The organism is Rathayibacter tanaceti (genome assembly GCF_009834165.1).
In the GTDB taxonomy this organism is placed as follows: Bacteria; Actinomycetota; Actinomycetes; order Actinomycetales; family Microbacteriaceae; genus Rathayibacter; species Rathayibacter tanaceti.
On sequence record NZ_CP047186.1, the window covers coordinates 790,563 to 811,288 of the forward strand.

Genomic DNA, 20,726 nt, shown 5'->3' on the forward strand with positions numbered 1-20,726 from the left:
TACGGACGGGAGCTCGGCCGGCCGATCAGCGCTCCGGGTCGGCCGGGAAGGGGCCGAGACCGAGAAGGAAGCGGAGGATCGCGTCGGACGGCACGCGCAGGGCGGGACCGGAGCCCAGCTCCCAGTCCGAATCGGTGGGAGCGAGCGTGCGGCCGCGGACAGCGGCGCGGATGGCGAGCGGCGCGCGCTGCAGGCGGTCGAGCGCGACGCCTCCGGTGATGCGGGAGGAGAGGGCGAGTGGTGCGGGGGAGAGGGCGAGCTCGACGCGCACCACCTCGACGAGCTCGGCGACCGAGCGGGGACCCTCGCCCGCGCGTCGAGCGGAGGCGAGAGCCGCCAGGGCCGACGGGATCCGGGCCGGCGGGGGAGGGGCGGAGGCCTCGCGAGCACCCACGCGGGTGGCCAGGCGTTGGCCGCCGCTGCTCGAGAGCCGCACGACGAGCTCCCCGAGCAGGGTGTCCCGGGAGACGGCGCTGACCGCCTCCTCCTCCGCGAAGGAGGGTGAGGCGGCCAGGACGGCGAGGCGGTCGAGCCTCTCGGCGACGAGGGGGCGCCAGTCGTTGCTGACGCCCGACTCGTCGACGGAGGGTCCGGTGCTCAGCGGCAGGAACCGCGACCAGTCGGGCACGACCGCAGGGCCTAGCGTCCGCCCGAGCGGCGCTTGTTGTAGACGTCGAAGGCGACCGCGAGCAGGAGGACGAGGCCCTTGACCGCCTGCTGCCACTCGATGCCGATGCCCATGATCGACATGCCGTTGTTCAGGACGCCGATGATGAGACCGCCGATGATCGCGCCGCCGATGGTGCCGACACCGCCCTGCACCGCCGCGCCGCCGATGAAGGCGGCAGAGATGGCCTCGAGCTCGAAGCCGTCACCCGCCTTCGGTCCGGCGAGGTTGAGGCGAGCGGTGAAGACGAGGCCCGCCAGCGCGGCGAGGACGCCCATGTTGACGAACAGCCAGAAGGTGACGTTGCGGGTCTTGATGCCCGAGAGCTCCGCGGCGTGCAGGTTGCCGCCGATCGCATAGACGTGACGGCCGAACACCGAGCGGTTCATCACCACTCCGTAGATCAGCACCAGCACGGCCAGCACGATCAGGGTGACCGGGATGCCCTTGAAGGTGGCCAGCGCGAAGGCGAAGGCGCCGATCACGACGGCGACGAGGACGAGCTTGGTCACGAACCAAGCACCCGGCTCGACGGTCTGCGCGTACTTCTGGCGACCCCGGCGGGTGCGGACGGACTGCACGGTGAACGCGATGATGGCGAGCACGCCGACTCCGAGCGACAGCGGGTCGAGATCGGTCTCGCCGAACAGGTCGGTGAGGAATCCGTTGCCCAGGGCGCGGTACTCGGTGGGGAAGGAGCCGATGTTCGCGTTGCCGAGGACCACGAGCGCAAGGCCGCGGAAGATCAGCATGCCGGCCAGGGTCACGATGAACGCGGGTATGCCGACGTAAGCGATCCAGAAGCCCTGCCAGGCCCCCACCGCTGCACCGATCAGGAGGGAGAGGATGATCGACAGCCACCACGGGAGACCCATGTTGACCGCGAACACTCCCGAGATCGCTCCGACGAACGCGGCGACCGAGCCGACCGAGAGGTCGATGTGCCCGGCCACGATGACCATCACCATGCCGATGGCGAGGATGAGGATGTAGCCGTTCTGGACGATCAGGTTCGAGATGTTCTGCGGGCGGAGCAGGATCCCGCCGGTCATGATCTCGAACAGCACCACCACCACGATCAGGGCGATGAAGATGCCGTTCTTGCCGAGGTCGCCCAGCACGTGGCTGAGGCGCTTCGTGAACGCGTTCTCGGTGGGCTTCACCTGCGCACCCGCCGCGGTGGACGGTTCGTTCTGCAGATCGGTCATCGTTGCTTCTCCTGGGTCATGAGGGTGAGGACCGCCTCGGGGGTCGCCTCGGCGATGGGCAGCTCGCCCGTGATCCGGCCCTCCGACAGCGCATAGACGCGGTCGCAGATGCCGAGCAGCTCCGGCAGCTCGGAGGAGATGACGATGATCCCCTTACCCTGCGCCGCGAGCCGGTTGATGATGGTGTAAATCTCGTACTTCGCTCCCACGTCGATGCCGCGGGTGGGCTCGTCGAGGATGAGGACGTCCGGGTCGGAGTAGATCCACTTCGACAGGACGACCTTCTGCTGGTTGCCGCCGGAGAGCTTGCCGGTCTTGGCGAGCACGGTCGGCGACTTGATGTTCATGCTGCCGCGGTACTCGTTGGCGACCTCGAACTCGCGGTTGTCGTCGACCAGTCCACCGCGCGCCACCTTGTCGAGGGAGGCGAGCGAGATGTTCCGTTTGATGTCGTCGATCAGATTGAGGCCGTAGTGCTTGCGGTCCTCGGTGGCGTAGGCGAGACCGTGGGCGATCGCCTCCGACACGTTGCGGATCTTGATCTCCTTGCCGGCCTTGAAGACCTGGCCCGAGATGCGGCTGCCGTACGAGCGGCCGAAGAGGCTCATCGCGAACTCGGTGCGACCGGCGCCCATGAGCCCGGCGATGCCGACGATCTCGCCCCGGTGCACCGACAGGTTGACCTTGTCGACCATGACCCGGGTGGGGTCCTGCGGGTGGTGGGCCGTCCAGTCGACGACGCGGAGGATCTCCTCGCCGATGTGCGGCGTGTGATCCGGATAGCGGTGGTCGAGGTCGCGGCCCACCATGTCCTTGATGATGCGGTCCTCGGTGACATCGTCGTGCGCGATCGTCTCGATGGTCTTGCCATCGCGGATGACCGTGACGGTGTCGGCGATCTTCTTGATCTCGTTCAGCTTGTGGCTGATGATGATCGACGTGATGCCCTGCTCCTTGAGGTGCAGGATCAGGTCGAGCAGGTGGTCGGAGTCCTCGTCGTTCAGCGCCGCTGTCGGCTCGTCGAGGATCAGCAGCTTGACCCGCTTCGACAGGGCCTTCGCGATCTCGACGAGTTGCTGCTTGCCGACTCCGATGTCGAGGATCTTGGTGGTCGGATTCTCGCGCAGGCCGACCCGGGCGAGCAGTGCTGCCGCCTCCTGGTTGGTCTTGTTCCAGTCGATCAGACCGCCGAAACCGCGCACCTCGTTGCCGAGGAAGATGTTCTCCGCGATGGAGAGGTAAGGGCTGAGGGCCAGCTCCTGGTGGATGATGACGATGCCCTTCGCCTCCGAGTCGCGGATATTGCCGAACTGCATCACCTCGCCCTCGAAGACGATGTCGCCCTCGTACGTGCCGTGGGGATAGACGCCCGAGAGGACCTTCATCAGCGTCGACTTGCCGGCGCCGTTCTCCCCGCAGATCGCGTGGACTTCGCCGCGCTGAGCGTTGAGGGTGACGTCCTGGAGCGCTTTCACACCCGGGAACGTCTTGGTGATGCCGCGCATCTCGAGGATGTTCGAGGTCACGCCGCCTCCCTTCCTTCGTAGAGCCGGGCCCCCTCTCGGAGGCCCGGCGCAAGTGTGCCCGTCACCGCAGGTGACGCGAGTTCAGACCGTCCCCGTCCCCGGGAACGTCTCCGCGGTTCTCAGCGGGGTGAGCTGCAAGGCGGAGAAGGGAGCGATACCGGAGTATCGCGACCGACGACAACGCCGCAGATCGCCCCGCTGAGGGCCGCGTTCGGATCAGCCGTTGACTTCGGCGTCGGTGTAGTAGCCGCCGTCGACGAGGACCGACTGGATCTGGTCCTTGGTGACGATGACCGGGTCGAGCAGGAACGCCGGGACGACCTTCTTGCCGTTGTCGTACGTCTCGGTGTCGTTGACCTCGGGCTCGGTGCCCTCGAGGACGGCCTGGGCCATCTTCACGGCCTCGGCGGCGAGCTCGCGGGTGTCCTTGTAGATGGTGGCGTACTGCTCGCCGCCGATGATGGCCTTGACGGAGTCGAGCTCGGCGTCCTGACCGGTGATGATCGGGAAGTCGGAGCCGACGGTGTAGCCGGCATCGGTCAGCGCCGAGATGATGCCGCGGCTGAGGCCGTCGTAGGGCGAGAGGACGCCCTGAACCTTGGAGCCGTCGGAGTACGTCTTGGTGAGGATGTCCTCCATGCGGCTCTGGGCGACTTCGCCGTCCCAGCGGAGCGTGGCGACCGTGTTGAAGTCGGTCTCGCCCGACTTCACGACGAGCGTCTTCGCGTCGATGAAGGGCTTGAGGGTGTCCATCGCGCCGTTGAAGAAGAATGTGGCGTTGTTGTCGTCGGGGCTTCCGGCGAACAGCTCGACGTTGAAGGGGCCGGCGGGTGCGCTGGCGGCCGCGGCGCCTTCGAGATCGGTCAGGCCGAGGCCCGCGAGGAGCGACGTAGCCTGCTGGACGCCGACCTTGTAGTTGTCGAAGGTGGCGTAGTAGTCCACGTTCTCGGAGTCGCGGATGAGGCGGTCGTAGGCGATGACGGGGATGTCATTGGCCTTGGCCTCCTCGAGCACGCTCGTGAGGGTGGTGCCGTCGATCGAGGCGACGATCAGGGCCTTGGCGCCCTTGGTGATCATGTTCTCGAGCTGCGAGACCTGGGTGGGGATGTCGTCCTCGGCGTACTGGAGGTCGACCTGGTAGCCGGCCTCCTCGAGCTGCGACTTGACGTTGTTGCCGTCGGCGATCCAGCGCTCGGACGACTTGGTCGGCATCGCGACGCCGACGAGGCCGCCGTCGCCGGATCCCGAGCCCGATCCGCCGCTTCCGGAGGAGCAGGCGGCGAGGGAGAGGATCATCGCTCCGCCGGCGATGCCGGCGATGAGAGCGCGCTTCATTGTGGTCACTGTGGTTCCTTCGTCATTGAATGCAGTGGATGCAGGGCAGCCTCGGGGAGGCGGTGCGATCGCGCTATGTGAGCGATCACATTTCGTCATGCTAGACCCGCGGACGCCCTCAATGTCAACGGGGATGTCTCGACTCGATAACGGCACAGCGGGCGCCGCGGACGCCGGTCATGCGCGAGCCGCGCGCGCGACGGCGGAGCGGGGGACGGTCGTGGATCCGCGGACGATCAACTGCGGCGAGATCGGCGCGGTCACCTCTGGAGGTCCGCCGTCGATCATGCTGAGGAGCGCGGCCACGCAGCGGCGGCCGATCTCGGCGAAGTCCTGACGGATGCTCGTCAGCGGTGGCCAGTAGTACGCCGCCTCCGGGATGTCGTCGAACCCGATCACGCTGACGTCCTCCGGCACGCGGACGCCGCGCTCGTGGAAGGCGCTCATCAGCCCCAGGGCCATCTGGTCGTTGGCCGAGAAGACCGCGGTGAAGTCGATGAAGCGCGAGAGCTCGACTCCGACGTGGTGTCCCCGCTCGGCGCTCCAGTCGCCCAGGAGCGGCGGGCGCAGCGGCATCGAGCGATGATCGAGCTCGGCGAGGTAGCCGCGCATCCGCGCCTCCGCCTCGATCCAGTCCTGGGGACCGGCGAGGTGCACGATCTCGGTGTGGCCGAGGTCGATCAGGTGGCCGGTCGCCATCCGTGCGCCCGCTATCTGGTCGACGTAGAGGGCGTCGTCGCGGTCGTCCTCGCTGGTCTGCAGGGTGACGTGCGGGATGCGCAGCGCGACTCCCGAGAGGATGTCGAACACGCGGATCTGCGGCGCGACGACCACGAGACCCTCGACCGCCTGATTGAGCAGGTGGCGGATCCCGGCCTGGATGGAGGTGCCGTCGGTGCCGTCGACGTTCGCCGTGACGACGAGGTAGCCGGCGTCGCGCGCGGCGACCTCGATCGCCTGGATGCTGGACGCAGGGCCGTACTGGAGGCTCTGCGAGGAGAGAACGCCGATGGTGCGGGTCCGGCTGGTGACCAGGGCCCGAGCGGCGAGGTTGGGGCGGTAGTCGAGCTCGGCCATGACGGCGAGGACGCGCCGCTTGGTCTCGGCCCGGAGGCTCGGATGGTCGTTGAGCACGCGCGAGACCGTCTGATGCGAGACTCCGGCAGCGCGAGCGACGTCGTAGATGCTCGGCGCCCGGCCTGCGGGCTTGTCTTCCGGCATCGGCACTGTGCGGCTTCCTGTGATCAGCGCCTCGTCGCGGGCCCTGCGCCTGTGCAGGGCCTCGCCCGTCCTCGGGCGCGTGTGAGCACACTTTACGTCCCTCGACGCGGGGGCCTGCATACCGACGGATGCTCGGAGGCTGGGAGAGAGCGTTGCGTGCCGCTGCTCCGGCCGGGCGGGGCCTCAGAGGTGCAGCGGTATGGCGCAGGGCGGGGCGGGGTCGACGACGCCGTCGGCCTCCGCCGGGTCGACACCCGAGGACTCGGTGGTCGTCGTGCCGGAGCCGGTCGTGCGCGGCGGACGCGTCGGCCGACGCGGGAGCTCGCCGGGAGGTCGGAGCCGATGGGTGAGCACCAGCCCGCACGGGCTCTTCCCGGGCCGCTCGAGCTCAGCCGACCGTGACCGGGGCGGCGGACGGACGCGTCCCCTGCCGCATCCAGACGACGAAGCCGACCAGGGTGAAGGCGCCGTAGAACACATACATCAGGCCGGACGCGTAGTAGCCGGCCGAGAACAGCAGGGGCACGCCGACCAGGTCGACCGCGACCCAGATCAGCCAGAACTCGACCCAGCCCTTGGCCATGCCGTACGTGGCGAGGACCGAGCCGACGAAGATCCAGGCGTCGCCCCACACCGGCTCGTAGGAGCCGAGGGCGCGGAACACGGGCGTCAGTGCCGCGGTGCCGCCGACCATGCCCAGCACCAGAAGGCCGCGCGTGCGCCAGGAGGCCCAGCGCGGCTCGATCAGGGTCGCGGAGTCGGCGGGGCGGTGCGTCCAGCGGTACCAGCCGTAGACGCTGACGAGGATGAACATCACCTGCCGACCGGCCTGGCCGAGCAGGGTGACGGGGTTCGGGGTGCCGAAGAGGGCGCCCATGAAGACGGTGAACAGCAGCACGTTGCCGATCAGGCCGACCGGCCAGGCCCAGACCTTCCTCCGCATCCCGCCGAGCGCGCTGAGCAGCCCGAACACGTTGCCGATGACCTCCCGCCAGAGCACGGTCTGATCGCCGAGGACGATCTGCGCGTCGAACAGCCAGTGCACGAGGTCCACGAGGCCTTCTTCCTGAGTCGGGATGCCGGGTGGTGCAACCCTGCCCCGTGTCGGGCCATTCCCCGGCGCAGGCGGAGGCGGGCGCCGCACGATGTCCGAACGCCGCGGACCGTGCGGCCCGGCGCTCACGACGAGGCTGACGCCCGCGGCGACCGTAGGCTGGCGGGATGATGTCCCGGGTGCGACTCCTGCTGGCCTCCTCGCACCCCGGGCCGACCGTCACGGTCACGGTGCTGGCGACCGTGATCGCCGCAGCGTCCGGGCATCCGCTCGGTCTCGTCGTGCTGGTGGCGCTCGCCGTGCTGGTCGGGCAGCTCTCGATCGGGCTGGCGAACGACTGGATCGACGCGGACCGCGACCGCGCGGTCGGCCGCACCGACAAACCGGTCGCTCAGGGGCGGATCAGCGTCGGCGCGGTGCGCACGGCGGCCATCGGCTCCGGACTCGCGGCGGTTCTCCTCTCGCTGTCGCTCGGCCCGGTGGCGGCGGTAGCGCACGTCGTGCTCGTCGGCGCGGGCTGGGCGTACGACGCGGGGCTGAAGCGCACGGTCTGGTCGGTCGCTCCGTTCGTGGTGGCGTTCGCTCTGTTGCCGGTGGTCGCCGTCTCGGCCGGCGACGGCAGGCTCCCGGCCGGCTGGGCGATCGCGACAGGAGCCGTCTTCGGCGTCGCGATCCACTGCACCAACGTCCTCCCCGACCTGGTCGACGACGAGGCGACCGGTGTGCGCGGCTTTCCGCACCGTCTGGGGCTCCGGCTCTCGGGCGTGGTCGCCTTCGGCTCGCTGGTGGTCGCGGCGCTGCTCGTGCTCGGCGGCCAGCTGCTCGCCGGCGAAGCGGTGCAGGGCGCGGGAATGCTGCTGGCGGTCGCCGGCACGCTCGCGGTGCTCGGGCTCGCGGGAGCGGGCATCCGCCTGGTGCTCACGGGGCCGCCGACACGCACGCTGTTCCGGCTGGTGATCGCGGCCTCACTGGTGCTCGTCATCGAGCTCGGGCTGGCGGGCGCCCGGCTGGTGGCCTGAGCGCTCAGGACCAGCGCATCGCGTAGATGCGGGCGAGCACGTCGGCTGTCGGCAGAGCGAGAGCGGCGCGGAGGAACGCCTCGCGGCCGCGGTGCGCGACGACGCCGAGCGGGCGTCCGAGGGCCATGTTCGCCTCCGCCTGCCGCGCCGCGCGCCGGGCGACGGCGGTGCGGCGCCGGGCGAAGCCGGGCCACGGGCCTGCGGCCCCGTCGCGGACGGCCTCGGCCAGCAGGGGCGCGAGCTCGGCGGCGTCGAGCCAGCCGAGGTTCATGCCCTGCCCGCCGATCGGGCTGATCTCGTGTGCCGCGTCGCCGATGAGTACGGCGCGGCCAGACCCCATCCGCTCCGCCTCGCGACGACGGACGCGGAAGCCGCTGAGCATGCTGCACGAGCCCGGATCCGCGGCGGCGCCGGTCCGCTCGCGGACAGCGGCGCTGAGCGCGAGCGCCGCCACCTGATCGGGGGCCTCCTCCGGCCGCCACGCTGGCGCGCCGAGAGCTCGGTCGGGACCGCTCAGCGCGACGTAGCGCCTCCGCCCGCCAGGAAGCGGGAACGACTCGACGACACCCGCCGGGCCGACGTCGACCAGCGCGGTGCCGACGAGCCGTGCCGGCTCGGGGTCGGCGAAGTCACCCATCACATAGCGGTCCGGGTAGTCGCGGCCGGAGGTGCCGATGCCGAGCAGCTCGCGCACAGTGCTGCGGGCTCCGTCGGCTCCGACGACGAACGCCGCGCGGAGGGCGAGGGGCTCGCCGCCGGGGCCCGTGCCGGACGCCTCGACCCGGCCGCGAGGGAGGCGGAGCCCGGTCAGCGCGGTGCCGGGGCGCAGCGCCTCCGCAGCCGCGGCGTGCAGCCGCTCGCGCAGGACGGCCTCGGTGCGGTGCTGGTCGAGCGTCACGACGTACGGGTGGGTCGCGGACGCGCGGGCGAACGAGAGCGCGCCGAGGGTGCGGCCGCGGCTGCGCGCGACCCCCTCGTGCACTCGGGCGGCCTCGCCGAGCACGGGCAGGTCGGCGCCGACGGCCGCGAAGGCGTTGAGCGAGGGCGGGTGGATGCCGATGGCGCGGGAACCGCGGGGCGGGTCGACGCTCTGCTCCCAGACCTGCACGTCGACGCCGGCCCGCGCGAGGAGCGCGCCGAGGAACAGCCCGACAGGACCGCCACCGACCACGAGCACGTCCGTCTCCGCTGTCACGGCTCGAGCCTAGGCATCGGGGGCCGGGTCGGGGAGGGGGTGCGCAGGAGGGCGGAGCGTGATCGTTGCGGCTGCGTCACTCCGCTCGGCGGGCCACGAGCCGGCGCAGGTCCTCGACCCCGGTGCCGGCGAGCGTCGACAGGAGCGTGCGGTCGGCGCCCTCCTCGAGGACCGCGTCGTGCGGCACCCCCACCGCGGTGGCTCCGGAGGCGATCGCGGCGGCGAGGCCCGTGGGGGAGTCCTCGATCGCCACGCACGCGGCGATGGCGACTCCGAGGCGCTCCGCCGCGAGCAGGTAGGGCTCGGGGTCCGGCTTGCCGTGGCGGACGTCGTCGCCGGTGACGACGGTCGCGAGGGCGACGCCGAGCGCGGCGACCACCACCTCGGCCAGGCGCCGGGAGGAGGTGGTGACGATCGCCTGAGGGACGCCCGCCGCCGCCGTCTCGCGCAGGAGCTCGAGCGCACCGGGCCGCCACGAGACGCCCTCGTGCAGGGCGGCGATCACCTCGTTCTCAAGGCGCTCGGCGACGGATTCGTCGTCGAGCGCGACTCCGGCGGACTGCAGGGACCGCACCGTCTGCTCCATGGTCGAGCCGATCAGGGCCTGCGCGTCCTCGGCGCCCCAGCGCGCGCCGTGCTCGGCGGCGAGCGCGGCCTGCGCCCGGATCCACGCGGGCTCGGAGTCGACGATGGTGCCGTCCATGTCCCAGAGCACGGCGGCGAGCGGGGTGGAGGAGTGTGCGGTCATGCCTCCGACGGTAGCGGCCGACTCGATCCGACGGGTCCGACGACGAGCTCGCCGCCCGCCGCCCGCGACACGCACGGCATGATCCAGTGCTCGCGCTCCTCGGCCAAGAGCACGAGGTCGCGGTGATCGGCCGTGCCGCGGACCAGGCGGAGCCGACAGGTGCCGCAGGTGCCCGACTCGCAGGAGGAGTCGATGTCGATGCCGGCCGAGCGCAGCGACGCGAGCATCGAGCGGTCTGCGCCCACGTCGACGGCCGCACCGGTCGGCTCCCAGACCGCGGTGAACGGGGCGACCCGGCCGCCGAGGGCGTCGACTCCCGCGAAGTCCTCGACGTGGATCCGGCTCGGCCGCCAGTGCATCGTGAGTGCGAGCACCTCGTCGATCAGCGCCGACGGCCCGCAGCAGTAGATCCGAGCGTCGTCGTCCGGCTCGGCGACGAACGGCCAGAGATCGAGCCGTCCGTGCTCGGCGCTGTGGTGCACGAGGGCCCCGCCGGTGGTGAACTCGTCGCGCCAGGCGGTGTCCGCGGGGCTGCGGCTGAGGTAGACCACCTGCGCCGCCGAGCCCTGTGCCCGGAGCTCGGCCGCCATCGCTCGGATCGGGGTGATCCCGATGCCGCCCGCGATCAGCAGGTAGCGACGCGCGGGCTCGAGGGCGAAGGTGTTCGCGGGAGGCGCCGCCGCGAGGACGTCGCCGACGCGCACGTCGTCGTGCAGACTCCGCGACCCGCCCCGCCCGTGGGGCTCTCGGCGCACGGCGATCACGTAGTGCGGCGGTTCCACCGACCCGGGCTCGACGAGGCTGTAGCTCCGCCGGGCGCCGGAGGGGGTCGTCAGAGTGAGGTGCGCGCCGGCGCTGTAGCCGGGGAGGGGCGCGTCGTCGGCGTTGCGGAGGACGAAGCGCGTGACCGCGGGCGTGAGCACCTCCCGCTCAGCCACGACGAGTCGCAGGTCAGGCACGGAGCACCAGTTCGTCGCCGACGCGGAGCGTGCCGCCGTCGAGCACCTCCGCGTATACGCCCATCAGGTCGTGGCCGTAGGTGCTGTGCAGCAGCCGCGGGACCGGCAGGTCGCGCCTCCCGGTGCCCGGCTCGACCTCGGTGGCCGCACAGCGCTCGGTGGGCTTCGTGATCCGCAGCCGCACGCTGCCGACGGTGAGCTCGCGCCCGACGAGGTCGAGTTCGCTCCACGCGGGCAGGCCCTCGAGGTGGATGTTGCCGCGGAACCGCAGCGGATCCACCTCCGCTCCGATGCGCTCGGCGAAGTCGCGGACGCTCGCCAGGTTGATCAGCGACACGTACTCCATCTCGACGTCCGAGGCATGCGCTGTATCGGTGAACCGGCGGCCCTCGTCCTGCGCGAGCACAGGCTCGACTCCGGGCGGCAGGTCGAGTACCCGGGCGTAGAAGGCGCGGACGCGGGCACGGCCGCTCTCGGCGCCGAGGTCGGCGGTGAGAGCGCGGCGGCCGCGCACGTCGACGGTGAGGAGCCCGGACTCGGGGTCGAGGTGCGTGCTGAGGCCGGCGAGGCGCGCCTCGGCCACGAGGGCGAAGTACTCGCGCTTGGAGATCCCGTGCCGCATCCCGGAGCGGTAGGCGCCTCCGGGGCGGGCGAGAGCAAGGGTGCGGTCGAAGGGGATGCCGCGGCCTGCGGTGAGCGCGACCTGCGCGAGCGGCTGCGCGGACAGGCCCTTCACCGGGTAGACCGAGAGGCCGTCGACGCGCGTGGGCATGGGATCCATCCTCGCGCACGCGGACCGGTGGGTTCCGGTGCCTGCTCGGTCCGTCGCGGGATGTCGTGTCCCGATCACCTGCTCCGCCTTGTGCAGCGACCCCGATGCGCGCCCCCGGAGCCGTGAGCGGGCTCGAGACCGTCGGACACGCGCTCGCCCTCGACGAGCAGCTCGGCGACGAGCAGGGCGCTCACGCGGATCGCGGCGGACGTCGCGGGGGTGCGTCGGTTCCTCCGCGATCGCGGGTCACGGGTGGTCGATGGCGACCAGGACGGCACCGCGTGGCAGCGGGCGCCGTCCGCCTCAGTGCCGGAAGTGCGCGCGGACCTCGGTCTGCCACCGCTCGCGGTCCGCCTCCTCGATGAACGCGGCGTCGAAGGAGTTGAGGGCGAGCCGTTCGAGCTGCGCATCGTCCATCCCCAGCTCCTCGACCAGGGCACGGTAGTTCTCGTCCACGTAGCCGCCGAAGTAGGGCGGGTCGTCGCTCGAGACGGTGGCCACCAGACCCTCCCGGAGCATCGCGGGAAGCGGATGGTCCGCCATCGTGTCGACGGCACGCAGGGCCACGTTCGAGAGCGGGCAGACTGTGACCGGGATGCGCCGCTCGCGCAGCATCGCGACCACGGCCGGATCCTCCATGGCGCGGATCCCGTGGTCGATCCGCTCGACCTTCAACAGGTCGACGGTGGCCGCGACGGTCTCGGGACCGCCCTCCTCGCCGGCGTGCGCGACCAGGCGCAGTCCCTCCGCCGCGGCGCGGGCGTAGACGTCGACGAACAGCTCGGGGCCGAAGCCGACCTCGTTCGAATCCAGACCCACGCCGATGATGTGCTCGCGGTAGGGGAGGATCGCGGTCAGCATCTCGTCGGCCGCCTCCGCCCCGAGGTCGCGCAGAAAGCACATGATCAGCGCGGTCGAGACACCGTGCGTCTCGACGCTGGCCCCGAGAGCGCGGGTGATCCCGGCCATGACCGTCGCGAGCGGCACCCCGTTGCCGAGGTGGGTCTGCGGATCGAAGAAGATCTCTGCCCTGCGCACATTCGCCGCGCTCGCGCGATCGAGGTAGCCGGTGGCGAGCTCGAAGAAGTCGCGTTCGGTCCGCAACACCGTGAGGTTGGAGTAGTGCAGCTCGAGGAATGAGGCGAGGTCGGTGAACGCGTACCGCGCTCGGAGCGCGTCGAGGTCCTCTGTCGGCAGGGCGACTGCGTTGCGCCGCGCCATCTCGACGATGTGCTCGGGCTCGATCGTGCCCTCGAGGTGGATGTGCAGCTCGGCGCTCGGCGGAGCGGGGAAGGCGGGGCGGGGCATGTGGCGTCCTCCGGAGAGCGGGCGAGACCGCGGCGGAGCGGCGGTGCTCGTGACGGTAGCCGCCCCCTGTTTCGCGCGCGTTTCCCGCCGGCACCCCGGAGGCTACCCCTGGGCTGCGGCCGGCTGGCGCAGGAGGAGCCGCGCGCCCGTCGCGAGCTGCCAGATGGTGACCGCGTAGACCGCGAGACGTTCCCAGGCTCCGTCCGGCAGTAGGTCGACGCCCGCCACCCGGGAGTCGACCTGGAGCAGCAGGAGGCCGAGCAGGCCGACGATCCCGAGCACGACGCCCAGCCGCGCCGACGCCCACGGAGGGCGACCGCGTCGCGCCGAGACTCCGGCCACGATCGACGCCGCGTTGCCGCTGACGATGGCGAGGCCCGCGCCTAGCACGTGCAGGCCGCCGACGCCGCTCTCGGCGCTCGCGCTACTGCCGTGGACGAGGCCGACCAGCGCGATCCCGACCGCGTAGACGACGGCCAGAGCGAGGAACAGCCTCCCCCGGCCGAAGGCCCTCACGGTCGCGACGGCCGCAGCGAGGTAGAGCGCCCCCTGAACCAGAAAGCCCACGTTCATCACCGCGTGCAGAGGCGAGTCGATAATCCGTCCCTCGAAGACTCCGACCTCGGGGACGCCGAGGTCCGAGATGTAGTTCTGGGCGTAGCTGTACCCCGGGAACGCCGAGGCAGCCACCGCCTCAGCGAGCAGATAGGCGAGAGCGCTCACGATCCAGAGCACCCCGGGGAGCACGGCGCGCGGAGTCATCCCGCCATCATCGTGCACCCGCAGGCCCGGCACCGCGCCGTCAGCGCCAGTGGGCGAGCTCGGTGCGCAGGGTCGCCCGGGCGCGGGCGAGGAGCCCGCGGACGGTCGAGGCCGAGAGGCCCAGCTCGCGGGCGATCGCGTCGTAGCTGTGCTGGTCGAGCTGGCGCAGTTGCCAGCAGCGGCGCTGGGCCTCGGGCATCGCGGCGAGCACCCGGCGGGCGTCGGCGGCGAGCGAGCCGCAGTGCACGGCGTGCTCGGGGTCGTCCTCGACCGAGGCGGGGAGCTCGTCGTCCAGCTCGGCCCTGAGCCGCGAGACGCGGGCACGGAGCCGGTCGTAGCAGCGCCGGCGTGCGGTCGTGACCAGCCAGCCGGCGATCGTGTCGCCGTCGATCACGCTGTCCACCTGCGTCCAGGCGGCGAGGAACGTCTCCTGTACGACATCGTCGACGTCGGCGCTGCTGCCCAGCGTGCGCGCCGCGGTCGCCCTGAGCAGGCTCGAATAGCGGCGCACGATGGTCGCGAAGGCGCGGTCGTCGCCTGCGGCAGCGCGGATGACGAGCATCCGGTCGGAGTCGGGCTCGAGCAGAGCGAGGGGAGGGGCGGCCGCCGGCGCGGGCCGGGGTGCGGGCGGGCGAGGGCTGGTGGTCGTGCTGAGCATGCGGACTCCGGTCGTCGACGACATGGGCTCGCGACGCCGGGTGCCCGCGACTTCATGTGTTCGCATGATTCGGAAGCGCACTCCCGGCTGGTTTCCGCGGCCGGCACCCCAGACCGAGGGTCAGCCGTGTCCGCGGTGCAGTGACGGGGTGCGCTGCCGCGCCGGCGACGACGAGAGCGCTGCCGGGCTGCGACACTCGTCTGATGCCGGGTCTGCATCACATCGAAGTCTGGGTCGCCGATCTCGAGGAGGCGCTCGCCGAGTGGGGCCGGCTCCTGCCGCTGCTCGGTTTCGAGCCGGCCGGCGAGTGGCCGTCGGGGCGGTCGTGGGCCGCCGGTGGCGCCTCCGTGACGATCACGGTGCCGCCCGCCCTCTCCGACCCCGTCCACGACCGGCGGCGACCCGGGATGAATCACCTCGCCTTCCGCGGTGGGCCGGCTGAGCAGGTCGACGCGATCATGGCGCGGGCACAGGAGTTCGGCTGGCGCCCGCTCTACCACGAGCGCTACCCGCACGCCGGCGGGCCGCTGCACTATGCGGGGTGGCTGGAGAACTCGGCGGGCTACAAGTGCGAGATCGTCGCCGACTAGCGGCGGCGCGACCACCAGTGGCGGCGCCGCCCGGGTGCTGCACCCACGCGGAGCCGCCAGGTGTCGCGCGACGGGCGGTTCAGCGGCCGGGGCGGACCACGGCCCTCACTCCGGCGGATACCCCGGCAGGCCGTCGATGCTCACCGCGTTGCGGGTGGCACGGTACGCCGCCATGCCCTCCGGGCCCTTCTTCTCGGCCTGCAGGAGGAGCAGATCGCGCTCGCCGACCGGCTGCATCACGGGCACGCCCCAACCGCAGGCGTCGCTGATGCGAGTGAGCTCGACGGTGACCACGGCGCGGGTGCTCGGGTGCTCCGGATGCTGCGCGGTGACCTCGGCGAACGCCTCCGTCCCCGGCAGGTGCACCGTGCCGGTGCCGTGCAGACGCACGATGCGCGGCTTCGGTCCGAACGACGCGAACATCAGGCACACGCGGCCGTTCTCGCGCAAGTGCGCGATGGTCTCGACGCCGCTACCGGTGTAGTCCACCCAGCCGACGCGGTGCGGCCCGAGGATCGAGAACGAGTCGTGCCCGCGCGGCGACATGTTCACGTGGCCCTGGGCGGTCAGGGGGGCGGTGGCCACGAACCACATCGGTTGCTCGCGGATCCAGGCCGCGAGGCTCTCGTCGAGGGAGTCGTAGACGTGCGCCATGCCGCGCCCTACGCGGGTTCGGCCGCGCGGCGCACCAGCTCGGCGACGGCCGAGCGTGTCCCGTCGTCGGCGGCGGTCAGGGCGTAGGAGGTGGGCCAGATCGTGCCGTCGTCGAGCTGCGCGCCGTCCTGGAAGCCGAGGGTGGAGTACCGGGTGCCGAACTTCGCGCCCGGCTGGAAGAAGACGATCGCCTTGCCGTCGGTGCGCGCGTAGGCGGGGAACCCGTACCAGGTCTTGGGGAGTAGTTCGGGAGCGTGCTCGGCCACCACCTCGTGCACCATCTGTGCGATCGGGCGCTCGTCGTCCGTCATCGCCGCGATCGCCGCCTCGGCATCGTTCTTCTCGGCGGCGGCCTTGTCGGCGCTCTTCTGCCTCTTCGCCTCGGCCCGCAGCTCGGCGGCGCGCTGCTTCATCGCTGCGCGCTCGTCCTTCGAGAAACCGTCGTCCGTGGCCATGGGTCCACCCGTCCTGCTCGCGGCGCCGTCCGTCCGGACGGCCGCCTCCGCTACATGGTGGCAGCGTCCGCCTGCCGCCACAACGGCGCGGTGTCCGCGCTCGGCGGCCCAGGAGGGCCCTCGGAGACGTCAGCCGACCATCGTGAGCGCGCAGGGCCGTGCGCATGGCCCGCCCGCTCGAGAAGACGGTCGGCGCCGTCGCGACCGCACGCTGTCGTCGGATGCTCACGGGGATGCTCCGTCAACCGGTCCGGGCCCCGCTCAGCCCGCCGCCGGTACCGTGGCCTGATGCGCCTCCTCCTGATCCGCCACGGCCAGACCCCCTCCAACGTCGCCGGCCTTCTCGACACCCGCATCCCCGGCCCCGGACTCACCGGGCTCGGCCGCAGCCAGGCCGAGGCGCTGCCCGCCCGGCTCGCCGGCGAGGGGATCGGCGCCCTGTTCGTCTCGACCATGCGGCGCACCCTCGAGACCGCCGCTCCACTCGCCGCTGCCCTGGGCCTTGAGCCGATCGAGCGCGACGGGATCCGCGAGATCGCGGCCGCAGGCCTGGAGATGCGCGGCGACGAGGCCTCCGTGGAGGAGTACATGGGCACCGTGTTTCGGTGGGCGGCCGGCGAGACCGCACTGCGCCTCGCAGGAGGCGAGACCGGCGACGAGTTCGCGGCCCGCTACGACGCGGTGGTGGCGGAGGCGGAGTCGCTCGGCCATGCGGTCGTCGCGCTGGTCAGCCACGGCGCCGCCATCCGCTGCTGGGCCGGTCTGCGTTCGTTCGACCTCGACGCCCGCTTCATCGCCGACCACCTCCTCGACAACACCGGCGTCGTCGTCCTCGAGGGCTCGGCCCGCGAGTGGACACTCGTCTCGTGGCAGGGTGAGCCGATCGGCGGAGTCGGTGCCGCGGCCCCGTCGGGTCCGGCCGGGGAGACGATCGCCTGAGCGGCCCCGTTCGCGACCGAGGCCGGACGGGCCTCGCAGCGCGCCTCCCGCCGCCGTCCGCGGCTGACGACCCCGGTTCGTCGATCGAGCATCCCGGGTGCCTCTGCTCGTGCCAGCCGGGTAACGATCGGGCAACGGTGCCGAAAACGTGCTCCCACCGGCCCTTACCCGTCTCTGAGGGGTGCTCGGGACTCCTCCCGGGCACCCTTCTCACTAGTCCGACGTTTGCTCCTCGTCCCCGCCGCCGCTACCGTGGTCTGCGGTCCTCACGGGCCCCGATGATCCGGTCCGCGCTCGCACGGCGTCCCCTCACGACGCGCCGCGAGCGTACGGTCAACGGGAGTGGAGGCGGCCCCGCGGTCGCCTCGGACGCACGGGAATCGCCTCCATCCCCTGCCGCGCAGAGCGGCCGGACGCACGCGGAGGCTCGACGTACGGCTGTCTGTCCCACGCTCCCGACCCGGCACCACGAGATGAGCGCAGGGCTTCGCCCCCGCGCGCCGACGGAGTGTACGTGCAGCAGAACCAGCAGACCCTCAGCGAGCCCCGGAGTGAGGCGGGCGCGGATTCCGCGACTCCCGCCCTTGAGGCCCGCAATCTCTTCAAGGTGTTCGGCCGCAAGCCCGACGAGGTGGTCCGCCGCCTCCGGGGCGGTGCCGACCGCGACGAACTGGCGGGCCTGGGCACGGCAGCCGTGATCGACGCCTCCTTCTCGGTGCGCCGCGGTGAGATCTTCGTCGTGATGGGCCTGTCGGGCTCCGGCAAGTCCACGCTGATCCGGATGCTCAACGGACTCCAGGAGCCGACCGCCGGCGAGGTGCTCATCGAGGGCAGCACGATCACCGACGTCTCGGAGGCGGAGCTGCGCCGCGTGCGCCGCTCGTCGATCTCGATGGTGTTCCAGCACTTCGCCCTGCTCCCGCACCGCACCGTGCTCGACAACGTCGCCTACCCGCTCGAGATCCAGGGCGTCCCCTCGGCCGAGCGCCGCGAGCGGGCTCTGCTCGCCGTCGAGCGGGCGGGCCTCGCCGGCTGGCACGAGAAGATGCCCGACGAGCTCTCCGGAGGCATGCGCCAGCGCGTCGGACTCGCCCGCGCCCTCGCCGCCGACACCGACATCGTGCTGATGGACGAGGCGTTCTCGGCGCTCGACCCCCTGATCCGCCGCGAGATGCAGGAGCAGCTCGTCGAGCTGCAGCACGAGCTCGGCAAGACCATCGTCTTCATCACGCACGACCTCAACGAGGCGATGTTCCTCGGCGACCGCATCGCGGTCATGCGCGACGGCCGCATCGTGCAGATCGGCACTCCGGAGGAGATCCTCACCGATCCCGCCAACGACTACGTCGCGCAGTTCGTGCAGGACGTCGACCGCGCCCGCGTGCTGACCGCCTCCGCCGTGATGGAGCCGGTGCGCTCCGTCGTCACGCTCGCCGCCGGTCCCCGCGCGGCCCTGCGCAGCATGCGCGACCTCCAGACGTCGGCCGCCTTCGTGGTCGGCAGCGGGAGGCGTCTTCTCGGCACGGTCCGCGACCGCGACGTCATCGAGCAGGTGCGCCGCAACGTCAGCGACCTCTCGGCGGTCCTCACCTCGGACGTGGTCACGGTCTCGCCGGACACCGCGCTGAGCGAGGTCATCGAACCCGCCGTCGAGTCGGCACTCCCCGTGGCCGTGGTCGACGGGGACGGACGGCTGCTCGGCGCGATCCCGCGGGTCACCCTGCTCGCCGCCCTCGGCAACATCACCTCGCACACGGGTGAGCAGCCCGTGGTCGAGCCCCCCGCCACCCTCTCCATCGACCTCGTGACCGCCACCCTGCACGCGACGGGCGGCGCCGTCGACGATGCCGCCCTCGCGACGGACGGAGGCCGCCGATGACCGATCTCGGCTTCCGCCTTCCGCTCGGGGCGCTCGCAGAGGGCGCCGTGAACGTCCTCACGCAGACGTTCCAGCCCATCTTCGACCTCCTCCGCACCGTCTTCGGTGCGCTGTACGACGGCGTCGATCTCGTTCTGGCGACGCCGCCGTTCTGGGTGGTCATCGCCTTCATCGCCGTGCTGGCTTACGCCGTGCGCGGCTGGGTCTTCGCGATCGGCACGGCCGTCGGCCTCCTCCTGATCGTCGCGGTCGACCAGTGGGAGAACGCGATGGACTCGCTCGCGCTGGTGCTGGTCGCCTCGGTGATCGCGATCGCGCTGAGCGTGCCTCTGGGTGTGATCGCTGCGCGCAACCGGACGGCCTCCGCCGTCATCCGCCCGATCCTCGACCTCATGCAGACGATGCCGGCCTTCGTCTACCTCATCCCCGCGCTGATCCTGTTCCGGGTCGGAGTCGTTCCGGGCATCGTCGCGACCATCGTGTTCGCGATGGCACCGGGCGTCCGGCTGACCGAGCTGGGCATCCGCGGCGTCGACCCCGAGCTGGTCGAGGCGGGGGAGTCGTTCGGCTCGTCGAAGTGGCGGATCCTGCGCCAGATCCAGCTGCCTCTGGCGCTGCCGTCGATCCTGGCCGGCCTCAACCAGGTGATCATGCTCTCGCTCTCGATGGTCGTCATCGCGGGCATGGTCGGAGCCGGCGGGCTCGGCGGCGACGTTGTCGCGAGCCTCAACCGGATCGATGTCGCTCTTGGTTTCGAGGCCGGGATCGCCGTGGTGATCCTCGCCGTCGTCCTCGACCGGATGACCGGAGCGCTCGGCCGGCCGTCTCCCGCCCGCCTCGCGCGCGCCGGCAACCGGCGCGCCGTGATCGCGACCCGCTCGGCCATCGGAGCCGTCTCGATCGGTCTCGTCGCCTCGCTCGGTGCCGCGACCCTCGCGGCGCCGGCGACCGCCGCCTCCGTCGACAACGGCGACCGCCCCGACATCACCGTCGCCGTGTTCCAGGGCTGGGACGAGGGCATCGCCGTGTCCGCGCTGTGGGAGGCGGTGCTCGAGGAGAAGGGCTACGACGTCACTCTGCAGAACGCCGACGTCGCGCCCGGATTCCAGGGGCTCTCGACCGGCGACTACGACCTCGCGCTCGACACGTGGCTGCCGCTCACGCACGCCAGCTTCGTCGAGAAGTACGGCGACTCGATCGTCGACCTCGGTGCGTGGAACGACGAGGCGAAGCTCACGATCGCGGTCAACGAGAGCGCCCCGATCGACTCGATCGAGGATCTCGCCGCGAACCCGGGAGTCGTCGGGAACCGCCTCGTCGGCATCGAGCCCGGCTCCGGCCTGAACAAGACGACTACCGAGGCCGTCATCCCGGGCTACGGCCTGGAGGGGATGGACTACCTCACCTCGTCGACGCCGGCGATGCTCCAGGAGCTCTCGAGCGCGGTCTCGTCGGGCGAGAACATCGCGGTCACGCTGTGGCGCCCGCACTGGGCCTACGACGCCTTCCCGATCAAGGACCTCGAGGACCCGAAGGGCCTGCTCGGCCAGGCCGAGGGCATCCACTCGTTCGGTTCGGCCGACTTCGACAGCGACTACCCGACGATGAGCAGCTGGATCCGCGACTTCCGCATGGACTCCGAGACGCTCTACTCGCTCGAGAACGCGCTCTTCAACGATGGCGCCGACGACCGCGACGCGGCCCTCGCCTCGTGGATCGCCGATCATCGGGAGTACGTCGACTCGCTCGTCTCCTGATCGTCGTCACAACGAAGGCT

General features: G+C 71.5%; 20 protein-coding genes. 5 read left to right on the forward strand and 15 right to left on the reverse strand.

The genetic code is table 11. The features are described from left to right. Positions 1-25 precede the first annotated feature (25 nt). The 6 genes from GSU10_RS03805 to pnuC all read right to left on the reverse strand — a co-directional run bounded on the left by GSU10_RS03805 (position 26) and on the right by pnuC (position 7,011). Complete coding sequence (locus GSU10_RS03805; RefSeq protein ID WP_068212236.1) at positions 26-628, reverse strand: hypothetical protein; 603 nt, start codon at positions 626-628, stop codon at positions 26-28. An 11-nt stretch (positions 629-639) separates the two neighbouring features. Continuing rightward, positions 640-1,875, reverse strand: a complete 1,236-nt coding sequence (mmsB, locus tag GSU10_RS03810) for a multiple monosaccharide ABC transporter permease (protein ID WP_068212234.1) — start codon at positions 1,873-1,875, stop codon at positions 640-642. Beyond that, positions 1,872-3,401 (reverse strand): multiple monosaccharide ABC transporter ATP-binding protein, encoded by a 1,530-nt coding sequence (gene mmsA, locus GSU10_RS03815; RefSeq protein ID WP_068212232.1) that lies wholly within the window; start codon positions 3,399-3,401, stop codon positions 1,872-1,874. The genes mmsB and mmsA overlap by 4 nt, the downstream gene beginning before the upstream one ends. A 216-nt stretch (positions 3,402-3,617) precedes the next feature. Beyond that, on the reverse strand, positions 3,618-4,736 hold the full coding sequence (gene chvE, locus GSU10_RS03820; RefSeq protein WP_068212230.1) for a multiple monosaccharide ABC transporter substrate-binding protein: 1,119 nt from the start codon (positions 4,734-4,736) through the stop codon (positions 3,618-3,620). A 177-nt stretch (positions 4,737-4,913) separates the two neighbouring features. Beyond that, positions 4,914-5,957, reverse strand: coding sequence for a LacI family DNA-binding transcriptional regulator (locus GSU10_RS03825; protein WP_068212228.1), 1,044 nt, complete (start codon positions 5,955-5,957; stop codon positions 4,914-4,916). Positions 5,958-6,345: 388 nt separating this feature from the next. Beyond that, positions 6,346-7,011 (reverse strand): nicotinamide riboside transporter PnuC, encoded by a 666-nt coding sequence (pnuC, locus tag GSU10_RS03830; RefSeq protein ID WP_068212227.1) that lies wholly within the window; start codon positions 7,009-7,011, stop codon positions 6,346-6,348. A gap of 167 nt (positions 7,012-7,178) precedes the next feature. Here pnuC and GSU10_RS03835 point away from each other — a divergent pair, with 167 nt between their 5' ends. Beyond that, on the forward strand, positions 7,179-8,030 hold the full coding sequence (locus GSU10_RS03835; protein ID WP_068212226.1) for a UbiA family prenyltransferase: 852 nt from the start codon (positions 7,179-7,181) through the stop codon (positions 8,028-8,030). Between the two features lie 4 nt (positions 8,031-8,034). On the opposite strand, the gene GSU10_RS03840 is transcribed toward GSU10_RS03835, so the two are convergent. From GSU10_RS03840 to GSU10_RS03870, 7 genes are all read right to left on the reverse strand, one after another. After that, the gene (locus GSU10_RS03840; protein WP_132504458.1) at positions 8,035-9,225 is read right to left on the reverse strand and encodes an FAD-dependent oxidoreductase; all 1,191 of its coding nucleotides are present in this window, start codon (positions 9,223-9,225) and stop codon (positions 8,035-8,037) included. Between the two features lie 76 nt (positions 9,226-9,301). After that, positions 9,302-9,973 (reverse strand): HAD family hydrolase, encoded by a 672-nt coding sequence (locus GSU10_RS03845; RefSeq protein WP_068213109.1) that lies wholly within the window; start codon positions 9,971-9,973, stop codon positions 9,302-9,304. Then, complete coding sequence (locus GSU10_RS03850; RefSeq protein ID WP_068213105.1) at positions 9,970-10,932, reverse strand: PDR/VanB family oxidoreductase; 963 nt, start codon at positions 10,930-10,932, stop codon at positions 9,970-9,972. The genes GSU10_RS03845 and GSU10_RS03850 overlap by 4 nt, the downstream gene beginning before the upstream one ends. Next, on the reverse strand, positions 10,925-11,704 hold the full coding sequence (locus tag GSU10_RS03855; protein ID WP_158286072.1) for an MOSC domain-containing protein: 780 nt from the start codon (positions 11,702-11,704) through the stop codon (positions 10,925-10,927). Before GSU10_RS03855 ends, GSU10_RS03850 begins: the two co-directional genes overlap by 8 nt. A 303-nt stretch (positions 11,705-12,007) precedes the next feature. Further along, positions 12,008-13,012 carry an adenosine deaminase gene (locus GSU10_RS03860; RefSeq protein WP_068213097.1) on the reverse strand — a complete coding sequence of 335 codons (1,005 nt, stop codon included), beginning with the start codon at positions 13,010-13,012 and terminating at the stop codon, positions 12,008-12,010. A gap of 102 nt (positions 13,013-13,114) precedes the next feature. Then, positions 13,115-13,774, reverse strand: coding sequence for a DUF998 domain-containing protein (locus tag GSU10_RS03865; protein WP_068213094.1), 660 nt, complete (start codon positions 13,772-13,774; stop codon positions 13,115-13,117). A 40-nt stretch (positions 13,775-13,814) separates the two neighbouring features. Beyond that, positions 13,815-14,432, reverse strand: coding sequence for an RNA polymerase sigma factor (locus GSU10_RS03870; protein ID WP_158286073.1), 618 nt, complete (start codon positions 14,430-14,432; stop codon positions 13,815-13,817). Between the two features lie 203 nt (positions 14,433-14,635). Between GSU10_RS03870 and GSU10_RS03875 the strand changes: the two genes are divergently transcribed. Next, positions 14,636-15,022, forward strand: a complete 387-nt coding sequence (locus GSU10_RS03875) for a VOC family protein (protein WP_068209304.1) — start codon at positions 14,636-14,638, stop codon at positions 15,020-15,022. 105 nt (positions 15,023-15,127) lie between these two features. Here GSU10_RS03875 and GSU10_RS03880 read toward each other — a convergent pair whose 3' ends face one another. After that, positions 15,128-15,676, reverse strand: coding sequence for a pyridoxamine 5'-phosphate oxidase family protein (locus GSU10_RS03880; RefSeq protein ID WP_068209307.1), 549 nt, complete (start codon positions 15,674-15,676; stop codon positions 15,128-15,130). 8 nt (positions 15,677-15,684) lie between these two features. After that, on the reverse strand, positions 15,685-16,131 hold the full coding sequence (locus GSU10_RS03885) for a hypothetical protein (protein WP_068209309.1): 447 nt from the start codon (positions 16,129-16,131) through the stop codon (positions 15,685-15,687). A gap of 288 nt (positions 16,132-16,419) precedes the next feature. Between GSU10_RS03885 and GSU10_RS03890 the strand changes: the two genes are divergently transcribed. The 3 genes from GSU10_RS03890 (at position 16,420) to GSU10_RS15710 (ending at position 20,706) form a co-directional block, all read left to right on the forward strand. Beyond that, a complete protein-coding gene (locus tag GSU10_RS03890; protein WP_068209311.1) occupies positions 16,420-17,070 on the forward strand; it encodes a histidine phosphatase family protein in 651 nt (216 codons plus the stop codon). A 514-nt stretch (positions 17,071-17,584) separates the two neighbouring features. Then, on the forward strand, positions 17,585-18,949 hold the full coding sequence (locus GSU10_RS03895; RefSeq protein WP_068209335.1) for a quaternary amine ABC transporter ATP-binding protein: 1,365 nt from the start codon (positions 17,585-17,587) through the stop codon (positions 18,947-18,949). Next, positions 18,946-20,706, forward strand: a complete 1,761-nt coding sequence (locus GSU10_RS15710; protein WP_068209314.1) for an ABC transporter permease/substrate binding protein — start codon at positions 18,946-18,948, stop codon at positions 20,704-20,706. The genes GSU10_RS03895 and GSU10_RS15710 overlap by 4 nt, the downstream gene beginning before the upstream one ends. Positions 20,707-20,726: the final 20 nt, after the last annotated feature.